The 17,098-nt window shown below is 69.1% G+C and carries 22 protein-coding genes; 10 read left to right on the top strand and 12 right to left on the bottom strand.

Going from position 1 to position 17,098, the window contains the following annotated elements:
* The 3 genes from gltB to HYZ11_03980 all read left to right on the top strand — a co-directional run.
* Positions 1 to 3,601: glutamate synthase large subunit (gene gltB, locus HYZ11_03990; protein MBI3126747.1), on the top strand; the 3,601-nt coding region annotated here is incomplete at its 5' end.
* Positions 3,594 to 5,039: a glutamate synthase subunit beta gene (locus HYZ11_03985; GenBank protein ID MBI3126746.1), complete on the top strand. Its 1,446-nt coding sequence runs from the start codon at positions 3,594 to 3,596 to the stop codon at positions 5,037 to 5,039. The genes gltB and HYZ11_03985, both read left to right, overlap by 8 nt.
* Before the next feature lie 40 nt (positions 5,040 to 5,079).
* Positions 5,080 to 5,478, top strand: a complete 399-nt coding sequence (locus HYZ11_03980) for a rhodanese-like domain-containing protein (protein ID MBI3126745.1) — start codon at positions 5,080 to 5,082, stop codon at positions 5,476 to 5,478.
* A 258-nt stretch (positions 5,479 to 5,736) separates the two neighbouring features.
* Here HYZ11_03980 and HYZ11_03975 read toward each other — a convergent pair whose 3' ends face one another.
* From HYZ11_03975 to HYZ11_03950, 6 genes are all read right to left on the bottom strand, one after another.
* The gene (locus HYZ11_03975; GenBank protein MBI3126744.1) at positions 5,737 to 6,624 is read right to left on the bottom strand and encodes a methylenetetrahydrofolate reductase; all 888 of its coding nucleotides are present in this window, start codon (positions 6,622 to 6,624) and stop codon (positions 5,737 to 5,739) included.
* A 191-nt stretch (positions 6,625 to 6,815) separates the two neighbouring features.
* A complete protein-coding gene (locus tag HYZ11_03970; GenBank protein ID MBI3126743.1) occupies positions 6,816 to 7,283 on the bottom strand; it encodes a peroxiredoxin in 468 nt (155 codons plus the stop codon).
* Positions 7,284 to 7,319: 36 nt separating this feature from the next.
* On the bottom strand, positions 7,320 to 7,931 hold the full coding sequence (locus HYZ11_03965; GenBank protein ID MBI3126742.1) for a superoxide dismutase: 612 nt from the start codon (positions 7,929 to 7,931) through the stop codon (positions 7,320 to 7,322).
* 360 nt (positions 7,932 to 8,291) lie between these two features.
* Positions 8,292 to 8,690 (bottom strand): HEPN domain-containing protein, encoded by a 399-nt coding sequence (locus HYZ11_03960; protein MBI3126741.1) that lies wholly within the window; start codon positions 8,688 to 8,690, stop codon positions 8,292 to 8,294.
* Entirely contained in the window at positions 8,677 to 8,967 is a 291-nt protein-coding gene (locus tag HYZ11_03955) for a nucleotidyltransferase domain-containing protein (GenBank protein ID MBI3126740.1), read from the bottom strand. Before HYZ11_03955 ends, HYZ11_03960 begins: the two co-directional genes overlap by 14 nt.
* 163 nt (positions 8,968 to 9,130) lie before the next feature.
* Positions 9,131 to 10,045 carry a M28 family peptidase gene (locus tag HYZ11_03950; protein ID MBI3126739.1) on the bottom strand — a complete coding sequence of 305 codons (915 nt, stop codon included), beginning with the start codon at positions 10,043 to 10,045 and terminating at the stop codon, positions 9,131 to 9,133.
* A gap of 96 nt (positions 10,046 to 10,141) precedes the next feature.
* Between HYZ11_03950 and HYZ11_03945 the strand changes: the two genes are divergently transcribed.
* Both HYZ11_03945 and HYZ11_03940 read left to right on the top strand, forming a co-directional pair.
* Entirely contained in the window at positions 10,142 to 10,966 is an 825-nt protein-coding gene (locus tag HYZ11_03945; protein ID MBI3126738.1) for a hypothetical protein, read from the top strand.
* A gap of 217 nt (positions 10,967 to 11,183) precedes the next feature.
* On the top strand, positions 11,184 to 11,432 hold the full coding sequence (locus tag HYZ11_03940; protein ID MBI3126737.1) for a hypothetical protein: 249 nt from the start codon (positions 11,184 to 11,186) through the stop codon (positions 11,430 to 11,432).
* 72 nt (positions 11,433 to 11,504) lie between these two features.
* On the opposite strand, the gene HYZ11_03935 is transcribed toward HYZ11_03940, so the two are convergent.
* Together HYZ11_03935 and HYZ11_03930 are read right to left on the bottom strand one after the other, a co-directional pair.
* Positions 11,505 to 11,957, bottom strand: a complete 453-nt coding sequence (locus tag HYZ11_03935; GenBank protein MBI3126736.1) for a hypothetical protein — start codon at positions 11,955 to 11,957, stop codon at positions 11,505 to 11,507.
* A 154-nt stretch (positions 11,958 to 12,111) separates the two neighbouring features.
* On the bottom strand, positions 12,112 to 12,609 hold the full coding sequence (locus HYZ11_03930) for an SUMF1/EgtB/PvdO family nonheme iron enzyme (protein ID MBI3126735.1): 498 nt from the start codon (positions 12,607 to 12,609) through the stop codon (positions 12,112 to 12,114).
* A 426-nt stretch (positions 12,610 to 13,035) separates the two neighbouring features.
* Between HYZ11_03930 and HYZ11_03925 the strand changes: the two genes are divergently transcribed.
* Positions 13,036 to 13,329 (top strand): hypothetical protein, encoded by a 294-nt coding sequence (locus HYZ11_03925; GenBank protein MBI3126734.1) that lies wholly within the window; start codon positions 13,036 to 13,038, stop codon positions 13,327 to 13,329.
* Positions 13,326 to 13,682: a hypothetical protein gene (locus tag HYZ11_03920; GenBank protein ID MBI3126733.1), complete on the top strand. Its 357-nt coding sequence runs from the start codon at positions 13,326 to 13,328 to the stop codon at positions 13,680 to 13,682. Before HYZ11_03925 ends, HYZ11_03920 begins: the two co-directional genes overlap by 4 nt.
* Positions 13,683 to 13,745: 63 nt before the next feature.
* Here HYZ11_03920 and HYZ11_03915 read toward each other — a convergent pair whose 3' ends face one another.
* From HYZ11_03915 to HYZ11_03905, 3 genes are read right to left on the bottom strand one after another with little or no spacing between them, the layout of a single operon-like run.
* On the bottom strand, positions 13,746 to 14,057 hold the full coding sequence (locus HYZ11_03915) for a hypothetical protein (protein ID MBI3126732.1): 312 nt from the start codon (positions 14,055 to 14,057) through the stop codon (positions 13,746 to 13,748).
* 16 nt (positions 14,058 to 14,073) lie between these two features.
* Positions 14,074 to 14,406, bottom strand: a complete 333-nt coding sequence (locus tag HYZ11_03910) for a hypothetical protein (protein MBI3126731.1) — start codon at positions 14,404 to 14,406, stop codon at positions 14,074 to 14,076.
* 50 nt (positions 14,407 to 14,456) lie between these two features.
* Complete coding sequence (locus HYZ11_03905; GenBank protein ID MBI3126730.1) at positions 14,457 to 14,942, bottom strand: glycine zipper 2TM domain-containing protein; 486 nt, start codon at positions 14,940 to 14,942, stop codon at positions 14,457 to 14,459.
* 394 nt (positions 14,943 to 15,336) lie between these two features.
* Here HYZ11_03905 and HYZ11_03900 point away from each other — a divergent pair, with 394 nt between their 5' ends.
* A complete protein-coding gene (locus tag HYZ11_03900) occupies positions 15,337 to 15,504 on the top strand; it encodes a hypothetical protein (GenBank protein ID MBI3126729.1) in 168 nt (55 codons plus the stop codon).
* Positions 15,505 to 15,591: 87 nt separating this feature from the next.
* Positions 15,592 to 15,951: a hypothetical protein gene (locus HYZ11_03895; GenBank protein MBI3126728.1), complete on the top strand. Its 360-nt coding sequence runs from the start codon at positions 15,592 to 15,594 to the stop codon at positions 15,949 to 15,951.
* A 155-nt stretch (positions 15,952 to 16,106) separates the two neighbouring features.
* Here the strand turns inward: HYZ11_03895 and HYZ11_03890 are convergent, their stop codons facing one another.
* On the bottom strand, positions 16,107 to 16,535 hold the full coding sequence (locus HYZ11_03890) for a hypothetical protein (protein MBI3126727.1): 429 nt from the start codon (positions 16,533 to 16,535) through the stop codon (positions 16,107 to 16,109).
* 211 nt (positions 16,536 to 16,746) lie between these two features.
* Between HYZ11_03890 and HYZ11_03885 the strand changes: the two genes are divergently transcribed.
* Positions 16,747 to 17,097 carry a hypothetical protein gene (locus HYZ11_03885; GenBank protein ID MBI3126726.1) on the top strand — a complete coding sequence of 117 codons (351 nt, stop codon included), beginning with the start codon at positions 16,747 to 16,749 and terminating at the stop codon, positions 17,095 to 17,097.
* Position 17,098 lies beyond the last annotated feature (1 nt).

The following is a 17,098-nucleotide window of genomic DNA, read 5'->3' as shown; positions in this document are numbered from 1 at the left end:
GATGATCCCCGAGCCGTGGAGCGGCCACGAGTCCATGGACGAGGAGCGCAAGGCCTTCTACGAGTACCACGGCTGCATCATGGAGCCCTGGGACGGCCCGGCCTCCATCGCCTTCACCGACGGCACCACCATCGGCGCCGTCCTCGACCGCAACGGCCTGCGGCCCTCGCGCTACTACGTGACCAAGGACGGCCTGGTCATCATGGCCTCCGAGGTCGGGGTGCTCGAGGTCCTGCCGGAGAACGTCCTCCTCAAGGAGCGGCTGCACCCGGGCCGCATCTTCCTGGTGAACACGGAAGAGGGACGCATCATCGACGACGAGGAGATCAAGCGGCGCTACGCCGCGGCCCTGCCCTACAAGAAATGGCTCCGGGAGAACCTCGTTCCCCTCGAGAAGCTCCCCGACGCGCCTGAGCTGCCCGAGCCCGACCACGAGACCGTGCTCCAGCGGCAGATGGCCTTCGGCTACACCGAGGAGGACCTGCGCTTCTTCCTCGCGCCCATGGCCACGAGGGGCGACGATCCGGTGGGCTCCATGGGCACCGACACGGCCCTGCCCGTTCTCTCCAACCGCTCCCGGCTGCTCTACGACTACTTCAAGCAGCTCTTCGCCCAGGTGACGAACCCTCCGCTGGACGCCATCCGCGAGGAGCTGGTGACCCAGATGTCCATCACCATCGGGGCGAGCGGCAACCTGCTCAAGCCCGACGAGGCCTCCTGCCGGCAGATCAAGCTCGACTCGCCCATTCTCGACAACGAGGCGCTGGCCAGGATCGCCCACGTGAGGCATCCCTCCTTCAAGACGGCCCGGCTGCCCATCCTCTTCCCGGCCGCGGGGGGCGTGAAAGGGCTCCAGGACGCGCTCGACGAGCTCTTCCGCCAGGCCGACCGCGCCATCGGGCAGGGGCACAACATCATCGTGATCTCGGACCGTGGCGTGAACGAGAAGATGGCTCCCATCCCGGCCCTGCTGGCCACGGCGGGCCTCCATCACCACCTCGTCCGCTCGGGGACGCGCACCAAGGTGGGCCTCGTCCTGGAGACCGGCCAGGCGCGCCAGGTGCATCACATGTGCGTGCTCATCGGCTACGGGGCGAACGCCATCAACCCGTATCTCGCCTTCGAGACGCTGGACGACATGATCCGGGACGGCGCCCTGATCGGCCTCGACCACAAGACGTCCGTGAAGAACTACATCAAGGCGCTCAAGAAGGGGATCCTGAAGGTCATCTCGAAGATGGGCATCTCCACCGTGCAGTCCTATTGCGGCGCCCAGGTGTTCGAGGCCGTGGGCCTCGACAAGGACTTCGTGGACCGCTACTTCACCTGGACGCCCTCGCGCATCGGAGGCATCGGCCTCGACGTGGTGACCGAGGAGACGCTCATCCGCCACCGCCGGGCCTTCCCCGAGCGGCCCGCGGGCAAGCCCGCCCTGGACGTGGGCGGCGAGATCCAGTGGCGGCGGGAGGGCGAGATCCATCTCTTCAATCCCGAAACCGTCTTCAAGCTCCAGCACGCCACCCGGACGGGGCAATTCGGCGTCTTCCAGGAATACACCAAGCGGGTGGACGATCAGAGCAAGGGCTTGGCCACCCTGCGCGGGCTCTTCGAGTTCCGGCCGGCCCGCAAGCCGGTGCCCCTCGAGGAGGTCGAGCCGGTCGAGTCCATCGTCCGGCGGTTCGCGACCGGGGCCATGTCCTACGGCTCCATCAGCCTCGAGGCCCACGAGACCCTCGCCATCGCCATGAACCGCCTGGGCGGCAAGTCCAACACCGGCGAGGGGGGGGAGGACCCCGCCCGCTACGTCCCCGACCCGAACGGGGACTCGCGCCGCAGCGCCATCAAGCAGGTGGCCTCGGGCCGCTTCGGGGTGACGAGCGAGTATCTCGTGAACGCGGACGACCTCCAGATCAAGATGGCCCAGGGGGCCAAGCCGGGCGAGGGCGGCCAGCTCCCGGGCGGAAAGGTCTACCCCTGGATCGCCAAGGTGCGGTACTCGACCCCGGGCGTGGGCCTCATCTCGCCCCCGCCGCACCACGACATCTACTCCATCGAGGACCTGGCCCAGCTCATCTACGACCTCAAGAACTCGAACCCCCGGGCGCGCATCCACGTGAAGCTCGTCTCGGAGGTGGGCGTGGGCACCGTGGCGGCCGGGGTGGCCAAGGCCCACTCGGACGTGGTGCTCATCTCGGGCCACGACGGCGGCACCGGGGCCTCCCCGCTCACAAGCATCAAGCACGCCGGCACCCCTTGGGAGCTCGGCCTGGCCGAGACCCAGCAGGTGCTCGTGCTGAACAAGCTGCGCGACCGGATCGTCGTCCAGGTGGACGGCCAGCTCAAGACGGGCCGCGACGTGGTCATCGCCGCCCTGCTCGGGGCGGACGAGTTCGGCTTCGCCACCGCGCCCCTCGTGGTCATGGGCTGCGTGATGATGCGGGTCTGCCACCTCAACACCTGCCCGGTGGGCATCGCCACTCAGGACCCCGAGCTCCGCAAGAAGTTCACCGGCAAGCCCGAGTTCGTCGAGAACTTCTTCCGCTTCATCGCGGAGGAGGTGCGCGAGTACATGTCCATGCTCGGCTTCCGCACCATGGACGAGATGATCGGCCGCGTGGACCGCATCAACGTCCGCAAGGCGCTGGACCACTGGAAGGCGAAGGGCCTCGACTACTCGGCCATCCTCCACAAGCCCGACATGGGGCCGGGCGTGGCCATCCGGCGCGTGCGCGGCCAGGACCACGGCATCGAGAAGACGCTCGACGTGACCACCATCCTCCCGGCCTGCCGGGATGCCATCGAGAGCAGGTCCCCGGTGATGCTCCACCTGCCCATCCAGAACGTGAACCGCACGGTGGGCACCATCCTGGGCTCCGAGGTGACCCGGCGCCACGGCGCCGAGGGCCTGCCCGAGGACACCATCTCCATCCACTTCAAGGGTTCGGCCGGGCAGAGCTTCGGGGCCTTCATCCCCAAGGGCATCACGCTCACCCTCGAGGGCGACTCGAACGACTACATCGGCAAGGGCCTCTCGGGCGGCAAGCTCATCGTCTTCCCGCCCAAGGCCGCGACCTTCGTGGCCGAGAAGAACATCCTCATCGGCAACGTGGCCCTCTACGGCGCCACGAGCGGCGAGGCCTACTTCCGCGGCCTCGGGGGCGAGCGCTTCGGCGTGCGCAACAGCGGGGCCCACGCGGTGGTGGAGGGCGTGGGCGACCACGGCTGCGAGTACATGACGGGCGGCCGGGTCGTCGTGCTCGGCCGCACGGGCCGGAACTTCGCCGCCGGCATGTCCGGCGGGGTCGCCTACGTCCTCGACGAGGCGGGGGACTTCCGGCGCCGCTGCAACATGGAGATGGTGGATCTCGAGGAGCTGGTGGTGCCGGACGACGTCGAGGAGGTCAAGACCCTCATCCGCAACCATGCCAACTACACGGGCAGCGAAGTGGCGCAGCGCGTGCTCGCCCGCTGGGCGGAGCTGCAGCCGAAATTCGTGAAGGTCATGCCGCGCGACTACAAGCGCGCCCTGACCGCGATGAAGCGCGCCAAGGAGCAGGGTATCCCCTGGGAGGTCGCGGTGATGGAGGGGGCGCATGGGTAAGCCGACCGGTTTCGTCGAGTTCCAGCGGGAGCTGCCGAAGCGGCGGCCCTCCGAGCTCCGGGTGCTCGACTGGAGGGAGGTCTACCTCCCCTTCGAGGAGGAGAGGCTCAAGACGCAGGGCGCCCGGTGCATGGACTGCGGCATCCCCTTCTGCCACGACGGCTGTCCGCTCGGGAACCTCATCCCGGACTGGAACGACCTCGTCTACCGCAACCGCTGGCGCGACGCGATCGACCGCCTGCACGCCACCAACAACTTCCCGGAATTCACCGGGCGCCTCTGCCCGGCGCCCTGCGAGGGGGCCTGCGTCCTCGGCATCCACAGCGACCCGGTGACCATCAAGCAGATTGAGGTTTCGATCGTCGACCGCGCCTTCGAGGAGGGCTGGGTGAGGCCCGTCCTCCCGCGGGCGCGCACCGGAAAGAAGATCGCCGTCGTGGGCTCCGGCCCCTCGGGCCTGGCCTGCGCCCAGCAGCTCTGCCGCGCCGGCCACGAGGTCACCGTCTACGAGCGCGCGGACCGCATCGGGGGGCTCCTCCGCTACGGCATCCCCGAGTTCAAGATGGAGAAGCGGGTCCTCGACCGCCGGCTCAGGCTCATGGAGGAGGAGGGCGTCGTCTTCCGCCCGAACTCCCACATCGGGGTGAACGTGCCGGCCGGGAAGCTCCGCCGGGAGCACGACGCCCTGGTCCTCGCCGGGGGGGCCACCTTTCCGCGCGACCTCCCCATCCCGGGGCGCGAGCTCCAGGGCATCCACTTCGCGATGGAGTACCTCCCCCTCTCGAACCGCCTCTGCGAGGGAGACAAGCTCCCGCCGGAGAAGATCATCACCGCCAAGGGCAAGCACGTCGTCATCATCGGCGGGGGCGACACCGGGGCCGACTGCCTGGGCACGGCGCACCGCCAGGGGGCGGCCTCCGTCCTCCAGCTCGAATTGCTGCCCCGCCCGCCGGACTCGCGGGCGCCCTCGAACCCCTGGCCGCTCTACCCCCAGATATTCCGCACCTCGTCGGCCCACGAGGAAGGCGGCGAGCGGCTCTACTCCGTCTCGACCAAATGCTTCGAGGGCGAGGGCGGGCGGGTCAAGAGGCTCCGCCTCGTCACGGTGGAGATGAAACAGGAGAACGGGCGCCTGTCGTTCCCCGAGGTGCCCGGCACCGAAAAGGAGTACCCGGCCGAGCTGGTGCTGCTCGCCATGGGCTTCCTCGGCCCGGAGCGCAAGGGGATGCTCGAGGAGCTGGGCGTGGAGCTGACCGAGCGGGGGAACGTCAAGCGCGGCGCGGACTGGATGACGAACGTGCCCGGCGTCTTCACCTGCGGCGACATGCAGCGCGGGCAGTCCCTCATCGTCTGGGCCATCGCCGAGGGCCGCTCCTGCGCCCAGGCGGTGGACCGCCACCTGATGGGGGAGACCCTGCTCCCCGCGCCGCTCAAGTAGGGAAACAGACTTAAGCAGAGAAGGAGAAGCGGAAGCCATGATGGACGAGCAGCTCAGGCATTACGCGGAGAAGCTGGCCTACGAGATCGACTCGTGGGACCTCCGGGAGGCCCTCGAGGCGGGCGGGAACGTCGTGGTCGTGGACGCCCGCTCCCCCGAGGCCCACGCGCGCGAGCGCATCCCCGGCGCGATCAGCATCCCCCACCGCCGGATGGCGCCCGAGACCGTGGCCGGCATCGACCGCCACGCCCTCGTCGTCACCTACTGCGACGGGATCGGCTGCAACGCCTCGACCAAGGGGGCGCTCAACATGCTCAAGCTGGGCTTCCGGGTGAAGGAGCTCATCGGCGGTCTCGACTGGTGGAGGCGCGACGGCCACCCGACCGAGGGCGGGATGCTCGCCGCCGCCCCGGCCGGGGAGAGGTGCGGCTGCGAGTAGACCCCTGGTACATCCCCACGCATTCTCTGGAACGGCCCGGGCTCCGGCCCGGGCCGTTTTTGTTGGGGGAACACGAGGCGCCTTGCTTTTCGGTGTCATTCCGAGCCCTGCGCTTGCGCTCAGGGTAAACTCCGCGAGGAATCTGCTTCTGTTTTACAGTGTCATGCTGAGCGAAGCGAAGCATCTCGGTTTAACCGAGATTCTTCGCTCCCTTCGGTCGCTCAGAATGACATCTCTTGGCCGTCCGCCCCGTCGCCTCTAACGCGCCGCCTTCCGCCACCCGAGCCGGTCCGCCATCTTGATGACGATGTCGCTCTTGTTGAGGGAGTAGAGGTGGGCGTGGCGCACGCCGAGCCGCTGGAGGCCCTCGATCTGGGCCGCGGCCAGGTCGGCGGAGCGGTCCTTGAAGCCCTCGGGATCGTCCTTGTAGGGGGCGAGGGCGTCCACGACGAACTTGGGGACGGTGGCGCCGCAGCGGACGGCGAAGCGCAGGAGCTGCTCCAGGTCGCGAACGGGCATGATGCCGGGGGCGAGGGGGATGGCGATGCGCCGCCTGGCGCACTCCTCCATGAAGCGCTCCCAGAGGTGGTTCTCGAAGAAGAACTGGGAGACGGCGTAGTCCCCTCCGGCCTCCGCCTTGGCCGCGAAGTGGGCGAGGTGGCGGGCGAGGTCCGGGGTTTCGGGGTGGCCCTCGGGGAAGCAGGCCACCCCCACCGAGGCGAAGCCGCCGAGCTTTCGGAGATACTGCACCAGGTCGATGGCGTGGCGGAAGCCCCCCGCCGCGGCCTGCTCGGGCGCCATGCCGTCGGGCAGGTCCCCACGCAGGGCGAGGATGTCGCGCATCCCGTGCTTGAGATAGGTGGCGAGGAGGGAGCCCATCTCCCCCTCGTTCGCGCCGATGCAGGTCAGGTGGGCCACCACCCGGCCCGGGTGGCGCCGGGCGAGGTCCAGGACGAGCTCCAGGGTGCCCTCCCGGGTGGTGCCCCCGGCCCCGTAGGTGACGGAGGTGAAGGCCACCTCCATCCCGGCGTGGATCTCCTCCGCCTCGCGCAGGGCGCGCTCGGCCGCCTTCTCCCCCTTGGGCGGGAAGAGCTCGATCGAGACGGTGAAGCCGGGCGAGGCGATGCTCTCGGTGACGAGGGACACGGGGCTCCTTTCCCTTGAGGAACGCCCAAAAAGCCACCATCGCGGCGGTCATCCGTAGGGGCGCCAAGGTTCTCTCGAAATGGCCCTAGGGGCGAAGCATACTACACCCGGCGGCCCCGAGGCCAAGGATCGGCCCCAAAAAAACCCGGCGCGGGGGAAGCCCCGCGCCGGGCCTGTTCAGGCGGATGCCCCTACTTCAGCTTCTCCAGCGCGGCGAAGAGCTTGTTGTCGTCGGGCTTCTCGGGGGGCGAGGGCGTGACCTCCATGTGGACGATCTTGCCCTGCTTGTCGATGAGCACGACGGCGCGGTTGCTCATGCCCCGCTCGTGGAGCAGGCCGTAGGACTGGATGGTCTTCTTGTTGCTGAAGAAGTCGCTCAGCAGGGGGAACTCGATGCCGTGCTTCTCGGCCCACGCGGCGTGGGCGAAGGGGCTGTCGGCGCTGACGCCGATGACCTCGGTGTCGGCCTTGGCGAACTTGTCCTTCTGGGCCTGGTAGGCCGGGAGCTGCTCGCTGCACACGGAGGAGAAGTCGAACGGGTAGAAGCAGAGCAGCACGTTCTTCTTGCCCTTGTAGTCGCTGAGCTTGATCGCGGGCCCCTTGCCCTGGGCCTGGGGAAGCTCGAAGTCGGGGGCGGTGTCCCCCACCTTGAGAGCCATCGGCGCTCTCTCCTCTTTTCTGACGGTCCGGAAGTCCTACTTCGCGGCCTGGAGGCGGCTGTTCACCTCGGCCCAGTTGATGGTGTTCCACCACGCGGCGACGTAGTCGGGCCGGCGGTTCTGGTACTTGAGGTAGTAGGCGTGCTCCCAGACGTCCACGCCCATGAGCGGGATGTAGCCCTCGGTGCGCGGGCTGGTCTGGTTGGGCATGGTCTTGATCTCGACCGTGCCCGAGCCCTTCTTGGTGACGACCCAGCCCCAGCCGCTGCCCTGGACGCCCACGGCGGCCTTGGTGAACTCGTCCTTGAGCTTGGCGAAGTCGCCGAAGGCCTTCTTGATGGCGTCGGCCACCGCCCCGGTGGGCTCGCCGCCCCCGCCCGGCTTCATGATCTTCCAGAAGATGTTGTGGTTGTCGTAGCCCCCGCCGTTGAAGTTGACGCCGCCGCGCTTGTCGGCGGGCACCGAGTTGATGTTGGCGAGGATGTCCTCGATGGACTTCTTCTCCAGGTCGGTGCCCTTGACGAGGTTGTTCAGGTTGGTCGTGTACGTGTTGTGGTGCTTGGAGTGGTGGATCTCCATCGTCTGCGCGTCGATGTGGGGCTCGAGAGCTTTGTAGTCGTAGTCCAGCTTCGGAAGTTCGAAGGCCATCGCTGCTCTCCTTGAAGAGGAAAGAGGAAACAGGGGAACCGAAACAGCGGGGGAAGAGGGGTTTTTCTCTTCCCGGAATTTCCGTCAGCGGCCCCGTGCGGGACCCGGTTCAGGGGGGTTGGAAGCACATCAGGCGGCGGCGCGCCCGCGCGCCTCCCGCTCCCGAAGGAGGGAGCCTCAGGGTGTCCCTCTCGCATCCTGGGGCGGCATTCTAGGGGAGAGGGCCTGGGCCGTCAAACCGGATTCCGGAAGTCCAATTTCGGATTGTTTAGTCTCCGCCAGGGTTTTTTCGGCATGTTGGGTCCGAGATGCCGCTTTCGCCGGGCTCTCACGCCTCGGCCGCGGCTGGGGGCCGGCGCTTCATCTGCCTCGCCGCGCCTCTTTGGGCAGAAGCCTCCGGATCTCCTTCCTCGCCCGGCGGGCCTCGGCGAGAGATACCGGCTCATATTCCCCTGGATACCGTGTGACGGTGGCGTAGGCGGTAAAACGCCGCTGCTCTTTGATGGAAAGCCCAATGCGGCTGCCCGGCTCCAACAACGCTGCCAGTTCCTCAATGTCGTGGGTTCTAGGAAATTCGATGCTCTTGAAGGCGAAATATGCCTTTAGATATTTTTCAACGCATTGCTGGGCATGGAATGCCACGGTGTCGGCGGGACATTCCTCGCCGGCTTTCAGAGCCAGCATGGCGTTCTTCAGGTCGTTCTCCGCCTTCTCAATCCAGCCGTAAACAATTCTGAGCGAGCGCTCAAGAGCGCTCATACAGCACCTTGCCTTCTCGTGCCGCGGGCCGCGCGATGGTGCCGACGACTTCCTTGCGCCATGCAAAGTCATCGGGAGTTGTCACGATGATGTCCTTCGGCACGCGGATGTCGTGGAGCGCCACGCCGATCTCGACCGCCTTCTCCCGCTTCGAGCCCGAAACCGGCATCACCACGAGCAGGTCCACGTCGCTGTCGGGCCCGCCATCCCCCCGGGCGTGGGAGCCGAAGAGGATGACCCGCTCCGGCCGGAACCGCCGGACGATGCGGTCCACCATCCTCCGGATGTCCCGCTCGATCGACTTTCGGGTCCTGGTCCTTCCTCCGTTCCTTTTCCGTTCCCGTAGCATGGCGGGCCCGGCCTCCCGGCGAGATCATGGACGAGGTTTCGCTCCCATCATACCCGAAACCTCGCTGGATGGCCCTGGCATGCCCCCGGCCTCACGCCTCGGCCGCGGCGGCGGCGAGGGCCCGGGTCACGAGGGTGAGGAAGCCGTAGTCGAGCGTCTCCGGCGTGTCCGTGGGCGTGTGGTAGTGCGGGTTCCGGAGGAAGGCCGTGTCGGTGAGCATGACGGCGGGGAAGCCCCGGTCCCAGAAGGGGGCGTGGTCGCTCATCCGGCTCATCGGGAGGAGGAAGCCCCACAGCGCCACCGCGTGGCCGATCACCTGGAGCCCCGGCACGTGGCGCCCGGCCGCCTCCCGGAGGCCCGCGAGCAGGTGGCGGGAGCGCCGGGTGCCCACCGCGCCGAGGAAGGTGCCCGCCTCGGGCGCGACCGGAAGCTTGATCGGAAGGCGCTGGCTGCCGGGCCGGGGATCGGTGTAGCCCACCATCTCCAGGATGAAGACCCCCGCGAGCTTCTGCCTCTGCCGGCGGAGCATCCGGGCATGATGGCGGCTCCCGTGGCGGCAGGCGCGGTCGCCCGCGTCCTGCGGCTCCTCCAGGGTGAAGCCCGCGAGCCGCACCGGGCGCCGGGGGGGAAATTCCGCCAGCGCCCGCGCCGCCCCGAGCAGGACGGCCACCCCGCTCGCGTTGTCGTCCGCGCCGGGGGTGCCCCAGGCGGCGTCGTAATGGGCGCCGATGAGGAGGGGCGGGAGGCTCCTCTCCCGCCCCGGGATCTCCGCCAGGATGTTGTGGTAGGCGCGCCCCCCGAACGGGACGGGCTCGCGCGCGGGCCGCAGCCCCATGCGCTCGAGCTCTTGCTGGAGGAGGTCCGCCCGGGCGGCCAGGGCCTCGGGCTCGCGCTGGGCGTGCCTGAGGCCGGAGAAGGCGTCCACCCAGCGGCGCAGATCCTCCTCGCGGATCCCGGCCAGGCGGCGGGCCATCGGGTCGTCGGCGGAACGCGGGTCCGGGATCAACGGGTTTCCTTTCCTGTGCTTTCGCGGCATTATGGCGGGACCGCCCGATGGACGAAAGCCCGCGGAGTGAAGGCGCCCGGTTGAGGAGCGGGGCGGATGGATCTCGACGCGCTGAACCTGACATCGGAAGTGATCGGCCACTGCCGCTTTCTCTTCATCCATCTGCCGGACCGGGAGGACCGCGAGCTCGTCCGCGCCTGGGACCGCCTGGGCGAGGGCATGGAGAACATGCACCGCGCCGAGGGCCCGGCCTCGCCGGCGGCGTTCCGCCGGGGGCGCTACCAGCTCCTGCGGGCCCTGCCCGCCCTGGGCCGGGAGTGCGACCTGCCGCACCCCTCCATCCTGAAGGCGGAGGCCCTCGCGCGCATCGAGGCCGCCTCCCCGGATCCTCTCGCCGAGTACGAAAAGGGCCTGCGCCGCGCCCTCGAGCGGAGCGGGGGCGGGCTCGAGTGCTTCGCCGGGGTGCAGCGCCCGCGCAGCTACACCAGCCAGGGGATGGCGCGCTTCGCCTACGAGAAGGCCCTGGCGCCGGCCCCGGGGGCGCGGCACCCCTACGGGGTGGCGATGTTCCAGAACAAGACGCCCGAGTGGTGGGCCATGGACTGGATGCGGCGGGAGAGCTTTTTCCTGCCTCGTTACGGCCCCGGGGGCGAGATGGAGGCCGAGGGCCACGCCCTGGCCGCGCGGGAGGGGGTGCCCGCCATCGTGCGCCGGCTCTACCACCGCGCCGAGGGGTACGGTCGGCCCGGGGGCTACGACTTCCTCACCTACTTCGAGTTCGCCGAGGCCTACGCCGGGACCTTCCGCGCCGTCGCCGCCGCTCTGCGGGACGTGGAGCGGAACCCTGAGTGGGCTTATGTCCGCGAAGGCCCCGAGTGGTGGGGATGGCGGGTGGGGAAGGCGGAGGAGCTGTGGGCGTAGCTTTTCCACAGGGCGCCCGTCCCGCCGACTGAGGCGTTTTGCGACATCCCGGCCCGGTTTCCATGGCGCGCTTTTGCTTCAATTCTTTGAATTTACAGTGGATTCCGGCCATTCTCCTTGCCGGCGCTTTGGGGCACGCGAATGGCTCTCCATGATGATGAGCAGGCATGCCCTGGAATTACCCGGGCGCCGGCACGTTTCATGAACAGTGGAGGATATGAGCGGTAGCTTCCAGCTGGGTGGAGACATGAGCGGCTTCCTGCTGAGTGGTACGCAGAAGCGCGAAATGGCGTGGCGGTGCCCGAACTGCCAGCGAATCTTCCGCCATCATGTCTTCACCTACGCCACCCCGGCCGCTGGCCCCGTGTGCGATACTTGCTGCATGGAGCTCGTGTGGGCGGAGATGAAGGTGCCGGAGCTGGGCGCGGAGACGGCCCCCGCGAGGTGGGGGGCTCCATTTCCCTAAAGGCGACTGAATGCCGCGGGCCAAGCCTCCCGCCGGGGGAACCCGGCTGGGGGCCGTTTTTTTTGGGGGGGGTCAGGGAGTCTTGACTGGCATGGCGTTAGCGATGAGGGCCTCGTTCTCATCCAAGAAGAGGTTTTCGAGCCCGTGCTCCCGGACCAGAAGGTAGCCCAGTGTCCGGCCGCCCTTCCCCCGCGCCTCGAGAAGATGGAAAGACCGGGGCATGGCCGCCCGCGCCAAGAATTCCCGCATCGTTCCGCGGAAAGGCGGGGCCGGACGCAGATTGCCCGACCGGAGCGGCAGCCGCTGGTCCTCGAAATGCACCAGCACGGCGCTGACCGTGTTCCCGTACAAGTCCAGGGGGGTGGGGCTGTGGAGCACCGTCAGGCGGGCGGGGCGGTCGAGGAGGGGGGAGAGGGCCACCGGCCGGATGGGGGCGCCCGCCTCCAGGCTTTCCACCACGGCGCAGCCCGGGGCCAGGGCGGCGAGAAGAACCAAAAACCCGGCCCATCTCCGGACGCCCTGCACGGTGTCTCCCTCCTCATCCAAGCGGCGGCGCCTGCATTTCATTGAACCGAACACGGACGAAGCGGTCCTGGTTCCGTCGGCGGGATGCAGGGGCGATTCGCGAACCGCCCCTGTGAGGACGGCGAAGCGCGCCGGAAAGGTTTCGCGGCCCGCTTCATGGAACCCGTACGGATGGGGCCCCCAGGCGCACGCTCGGCTCCGGCCGGGCGCACCGGAAGCCCTTCACCTCGTTCTTCCAGTCGGGATGATAGGCGTGGGTGCAGGCGCACTCGGGGCCGGGGCCGCACAGGAGCTTGAAGCGCACCTTCTCGTCCTCCCCCGCCCGGTCCGTTTCGGTCGAGGTCCACTCCCATATGGCCCCCTGGAACTCAAGCTGCCGGGCGCGGCAGGCCTCCAGCCACTCCTGGGCGGTCGGGAGGCGCTTCCCCTGGGCCGCGCAGTAGGCGCGGGCCTGGTGCCAGTCCATGAGGACGGCCGGGGGGCTCCTCCGCGCCGCGCCGGGGGGCGGCCCGCCCTTCCGGAAGGCCGCGAATTCCGCCTCTAGCACAGGCCGGCGGTCCAGCCGCGCCCCCCCGGCCCACGCCAGCGCGAGCGAGAAAACGGCGGCCGCGAGGGCCACCGACACCTGTATCCGGCGCATCCAGCCCTTCATGCGGGCGCCTCCATCGGCGGCGGGAGAGGCCAGGATAGCCCCCCCGCCCGCCCCGGCCAAGCGGCCATTGGGCGGCCCCGCGCAGCCCCTTGATTTTGCCGTTGTTACTGTTTTATTAAGTATATATGGACAATAACTATTGACCCAATATGTAAATATGCATATCTTGGGTGGGCTGGCGGCGCGGGTGCCGCCGGCGTCTGGAGGCAGAGCATGAAGCGCCCCGCATCTTCCAGGTTGAATCCCGCCGAAACGCCGCACCCCGCAGGAAAATGCCCGGAACGGGAGAGCTCTCCCCGCCCGGGTCGTGAACCGGGTCCGGGCGGCCTGTCCCGTCAATGTCCCGCCCCAACATCCGCAACCGCGCCGGAGGCGGCCTCGGGCCGCCGGCCGGCGTCCCGTCATGGAGCCCTCCGCACCATCCCCTTGCCGCGGGCCGCCCGGACCCACCGAACCGCCGCGAAGGGGGAGGGCGCCCGCGACGCGGCCTCCTACATCTCGGGCCACGAGCGGAGCCCCCGCGAGCTCGTGGAGGAGGGCATCGGGCTCCCGGCCGAGGGCGTGGCCCTCACCTACCTCGACCGGCGCCGGGAGCGGCGCGTCACGGTGCTCTTCCCGACCCGCCCCGCGGCCGAGGCCTGGGCCGAGGGGCGGGAGGGCGCCGCCATCCTCCCCCTCTCGGCCCTGGAGGGGCTCGCCCCGCGCGAGAGGGCGCGATGAGCGCGGGGGCCGGGCGCCCGCGCCGGCGGCGCAGGTGCGAGTCGGAGGTGGATCCCCGCCCGGCCGTCCAGATCCTGGCCGAGGAGGCCGTCCTGACCAAGCCCATGCTCGCCAAGGTGCTCGGCTACCGCAGCGTGCGAGGGGTGGACAACATCATCATGGAGGACTGCGCGAGCGAGGCGCCCTGCCTGCGTCCCGTCTACCTGCGCCGCGCAGACCATGGCCCGCCTCAGCCGGGGGTCCCTTCCTTCAAGAGCCTGCGCTTCCGCAAGGAGGACGTGCTCCGCTACATCGAGAAGATGCAGGTGGACTTCCCCTTCGACCTCGAGTGGAAGAACGGGGGAGGGGGATGAGAACCGATACGAAAACCCCCCGCCTTGCAGCGGGGGGTTTTGTCGTTTCGTCCGTGGTCCCGGTCAGTCCAACGGGAAGTGGCCCAGCGGGCGCTCGAAGGTGTAGGCGATGGGCCGGCGGACGAGTGCGTCCGCGATGGGCTCCACCGGGTTCCCGCCGATGCTCTGGATGAGCGCCGCCGGCAGGTAGAGCACGAGGCCCGCCGCCACCGCCACGAGCCCAAAGGGCCGGGTCAGCAGGAGGTCCACCACCACGGCGCCCTCGTCCACGGGAGCGTAGGGCGAGGCGGGCCCCGAGGGTGAGGCGGCCGAGGCGGCCAGCGGCGCGGCCGCGAGGATGGCGGCCAGGAGCGCGGCGGCGGGCGTCTTCAGCATGGGCGGTTTCTCCCGGCTAGCCGCGGGGCTTCCAGTTGAAGTCCCCCATCGGCCGATCGAAGGTGTAGTCGAAGTTTTTGGTCAGCCATTCCTTCTTCAGGCGGACCGGATCGTTCCCGAACAGGGGGTCCAGGAGCAGGGCCACCGGATAGGTGATGACCGCTCCCGCGGTGACGATGAGGGAGACGGGCCGGACGATCAGGAGATCCAGGATCCACAGCCCGGGGTCGGCTTCCTGCTTGGACACCTGGGCCTGGGCGACGGCCGGCGAAGGGGCGACCATGGTCATGGCCGTGGGGACCAGGGCCAGCGCGGCGGCGAGGCAAAGGACGGCGGCGGCGCGTTTCATGGGTCCTCCTTTAACGGGCTACCTCGGGATATGAGGATAGGGCGAAGGCCCTACTGCACGATCTTCCAACTCCCGTCCGGCTGACGGCAGGCGGTGCCGTAGGCCTGCTCGGTCTTGCCTCCGACCGTGACCGTCTGCTGGAACTCCCGGCACTGCTGTCCCGAGGAGGCCTGGTAGGCGGGCCGGGGGGTGACGGTGCCCTGCGCGCCCGTGTCCGGATTGCGCCACGTGGTGGTCCGCCCGGAGGGCGCCGTCTCGAGCGTCGACTGGGTTTCACGGGCCATCATCAGGCGGTCCCGCTCGTCGAGTTGCTTGCCCACGGCGCTGCCCAGCAGTCCCCCGAGGACGGCGCCGGCGATGGTGGCGATGACCGCGCCGCGGCCCGAGCCGATCCGCGAACCGATGAGGCCGCCGCCGATACCACCGAGAACAGCGCCGCCCGTCTGCTTGTTCAGCCCGTCCTGGCCCGGCCCCGCGCATCCCGCCAGGGAAACAGCAAAGAAGAACAAAACCGCTCCTGCCGCTGCCTTTTTCATCTTCGATCTCTCCCTCCGCGGCGGCTCGCGCCTCAGCGCCGGAACCCCCGGAAAACGAGAAACGATTCTATCACTCTCCACGATTGGCAACCACAGCCCCTTCGCCTCCGGGGAGGGGGATCGGGCTCGCCGCGGGAATCGCCGAAATCGCTGAAAACGTGCGCCATCGGGAAGATGACCTCTGCGTCCGAAATGGGGTTTCGAATTCCGCTTCCGCCGAAGCGGATTTTTTAATGGCTTAGACGCCGGCGGTTCCCCGCAAAAAAAACCTCTGAGCATGAAGGTGCGCGAAATTGCGGTAACGGGCTCCGCCCGCGCGCGCCCTATTTTATCCCGGCGGCGGGAAGCGTCCCCCGCGGAATGTGTGACCCAAATCACAGAGGAGGCGATTCCAATGCTGAACCCAAAGACGACCCTGCCGGGCTATCTCATCCTTGCCGCGAGCGTGCTCTCGTTCGCGGCCAAGATCCTCGCGGGCGGCGTCGACGCCGCCGCCATCCAGGACATCCTCGCCGCCCTGGCCGGCATCGGCCTCATCAGCGCGCGCGACGGCGGGCATTGAGTCTTTTTTCCTTGCATCCCTCCCCCGGAACCGCAAAACTAAAGGATGTGCGCGGCCGCCTGGAAAATCCACGCGGGGAGGGTACGGATGCGCCGGTGTCCATTCTGCGGACGGTACGCGACGGCGGAGGAGATGTGGGAGCCAGCTCCCAGACGCTGCGGCTGCGGCGCGTGGCTGCTGGCCGGAGGCCCGCCCGGCGTGATGGCCCCGGACGCCCGCGCGCGCTGGGAGGAGGGCGCCCGGGTGCGCCGCTTCCAGCGGGAGGCGGACCGCGTCTGCGCCCTCATCCTGCGGCACGATGTCCCCTACGCCGACATCGTCCTCGCCCGGGCCGAGCTGCGCGAAACCTGCGCGCGCGTCTTCCCGGACCGCCTCGACCTCTACGACATGATCTACGAGAGCCGCTTCGACCGCCTATGGCGGCAGTTCCGCGAGCCGGAGGAGTAGCGGCGACCCGGGCGCGGATGGATGCGAACCCGGCGACGCCGCGTCACGCGAGGGCGATGACAAGCATCGCCCCTACGGAAGCGCACCGATCTGTAGGGGCGAACCTCGTGTTCGCCCCAGGGTTTTCCCGTCGCCGGATTGCCACATGGGGTTTCCTAATACCCTTTCAGCCCCTTTGGTCCGCCCGGAGAGGCGGGCGCGGCCTTCCCGGGCGCGGGATGCTCGTGGGGCGGGCGGAGGGTCTCGGGCAGGATGAAGGCCGCCGTCAGAAGAATCAGCACCCCCACTCCCGCGATGAAGGCGCCGGGCCCCACCAGCTTGAGGGCGCTCGCGCGCGTCTTCCCCTCCGGGCGGCTCCATTCCCGCCGCCCGGCCAGGGCCACGTAGGCCCCCAGGAGAAGGAGGGCCGTCCCCATGAAGGCGGCCGAGAGGCGGAGCATGTTGGGCTCCTCGGCCAGGTAGGTGAAGAGGAGGATCTCGTCCTCCCCGTGGGCCCAGGCGGGGGACGCCCACAAGGCGAGGGACGCCCAGCCGGCGAGCCCCGCCCGGATTTTTTTCCTCAAGGCCCGAAATCGTTCCCGCATGGAGTTCTCCCTGGCGGCGGGCAATCCGGCCCGCCATTTCTCGGCATTTTGCCCGGCCCCCGCCCGTCCCGCCAACCGGATGCACGAAGGTGGACGAAAATGGCGCGATTTGCGGTAACGGGCTTTTCCCTGGGGCCGCCTATATTCCCTTCTCCGGCGCCTGGCCGCGCCGGGAGGAGGATCGGAGGCGCCCGAGGGAAGGAGAACGGGAATGCCGGATTGGCTGGGAGAGGGGATGGCCGGAGCCGCGGCCGGGGGGCTGACCCTGGCGCTCACCCTGTTGGGGGTGCTGAGCCGTATCCTCTACATGGAGCTGCGGGGCCGGATGGAGCGGGCGGAGCGGGCCCTCAGGCGGCAGATCGAGGCGGCCGAGGAGGCGCTCCGGCTCCGCGTCGAGCGGGCCGAGGGACGCATCGACGAGGTGCACCTGCGGTTCGCGCGCCGCGACGACATCGCCCGGGAGCTCGAGGGCATCCGCCAGGCCTTCTCTGAGGTGTTCGCCGAGCTGCGCCGGGCGAACGAGGGCATCGCCGCGCTGCGGGGGGAATCGGCCGCCTCCTGAG

It is taken from the genome of Candidatus Tectomicrobia bacterium (assembly GCA_016192135.1).
In the GTDB taxonomy this organism is placed as follows: Bacteria; UBA8248; UBA8248; order UBA8248; family UBA8248; genus 2-12-FULL-69-37.
The sequence above is the reverse complement of the archived record's forward strand: the minus strand, read 5'-3'. Positions and strand labels throughout refer to the sequence as shown.

Excerpts from the sequence above, each read along its gene's own strand:
- HYZ11_03985 (MBI3126746.1), top strand. The coding sequence starts at position 3,594 with ATGGGTAAGCCGACCGGTTTCGTCGAGTTCCAGCGGGAGCTGCCGAAG.
- HYZ11_03980 (MBI3126745.1), top strand. The coding sequence starts at position 5,080 with ATGGACGAGCAGCTCAGGCATTACGCGGAGAAGCTGGCCTACGAGATC.
- HYZ11_03970 (MBI3126743.1), bottom strand. The coding sequence starts at position 7,283 with ATGGCTCTCAAGGTGGGGGACACCGCCCCCGACTTCGAGCTTCCCCAG.
- HYZ11_03965 (MBI3126742.1), bottom strand. The coding sequence starts at position 7,931 with ATGGCCTTCGAACTTCCGAAGCTGGACTACGACTACAAAGCTCTCGAG.
- HYZ11_03960 (MBI3126741.1), bottom strand. The coding sequence starts at position 8,690 with ATGAGCGCTCTTGAGCGCTCGCTCAGAATTGTTTACGGCTGGATTGAG.
- HYZ11_03955 (MBI3126740.1), bottom strand. The coding sequence starts at position 8,967 with ATGGTGGACCGCATCGTCCGGCGGTTCCGGCCGGAGCGGGTCATCCTC.
- HYZ11_03945 (MBI3126738.1), top strand. The coding sequence starts at position 10,142 with ATGGATCTCGACGCGCTGAACCTGACATCGGAAGTGATCGGCCACTGC.
- HYZ11_03940 (MBI3126737.1), top strand. The coding sequence starts at position 11,184 with ATGAGCGGTAGCTTCCAGCTGGGTGGAGACATGAGCGGCTTCCTGCTG.
- HYZ11_03930 (MBI3126735.1), bottom strand. The coding sequence starts at position 12,609 with ATGAAGGGCTGGATGCGCCGGATACAGGTGTCGGTGGCCCTCGCGGCC.
- HYZ11_03920 (MBI3126733.1), top strand. The coding sequence starts at position 13,326 with ATGAGCGCGGGGGCCGGGCGCCCGCGCCGGCGGCGCAGGTGCGAGTCG.
- HYZ11_03915 (MBI3126732.1), bottom strand. The coding sequence starts at position 14,057 with ATGCTGAAGACGCCCGCCGCCGCGCTCCTGGCCGCCATCCTCGCGGCC.
- HYZ11_03910 (MBI3126731.1), bottom strand. The coding sequence starts at position 14,406 with ATGAAACGCGCCGCCGCCGTCCTTTGCCTCGCCGCCGCGCTGGCCCTG.
- HYZ11_03905 (MBI3126730.1), bottom strand. The coding sequence starts at position 14,942 with ATGAAAAAGGCAGCGGCAGGAGCGGTTTTGTTCTTCTTTGCTGTTTCC.
- HYZ11_03900 (MBI3126729.1), top strand. The coding sequence starts at position 15,337 with ATGCTGAACCCAAAGACGACCCTGCCGGGCTATCTCATCCTTGCCGCG.
- HYZ11_03895 (MBI3126728.1), top strand. The coding sequence starts at position 15,592 with ATGCGCCGGTGTCCATTCTGCGGACGGTACGCGACGGCGGAGGAGATG.
- HYZ11_03890 (MBI3126727.1), bottom strand. The coding sequence starts at position 16,535 with ATGCGGGAACGATTTCGGGCCTTGAGGAAAAAAATCCGGGCGGGGCTC.
- HYZ11_03885 (MBI3126726.1), top strand. The coding sequence starts at position 16,747 with ATGCCGGATTGGCTGGGAGAGGGGATGGCCGGAGCCGCGGCCGGGGGG.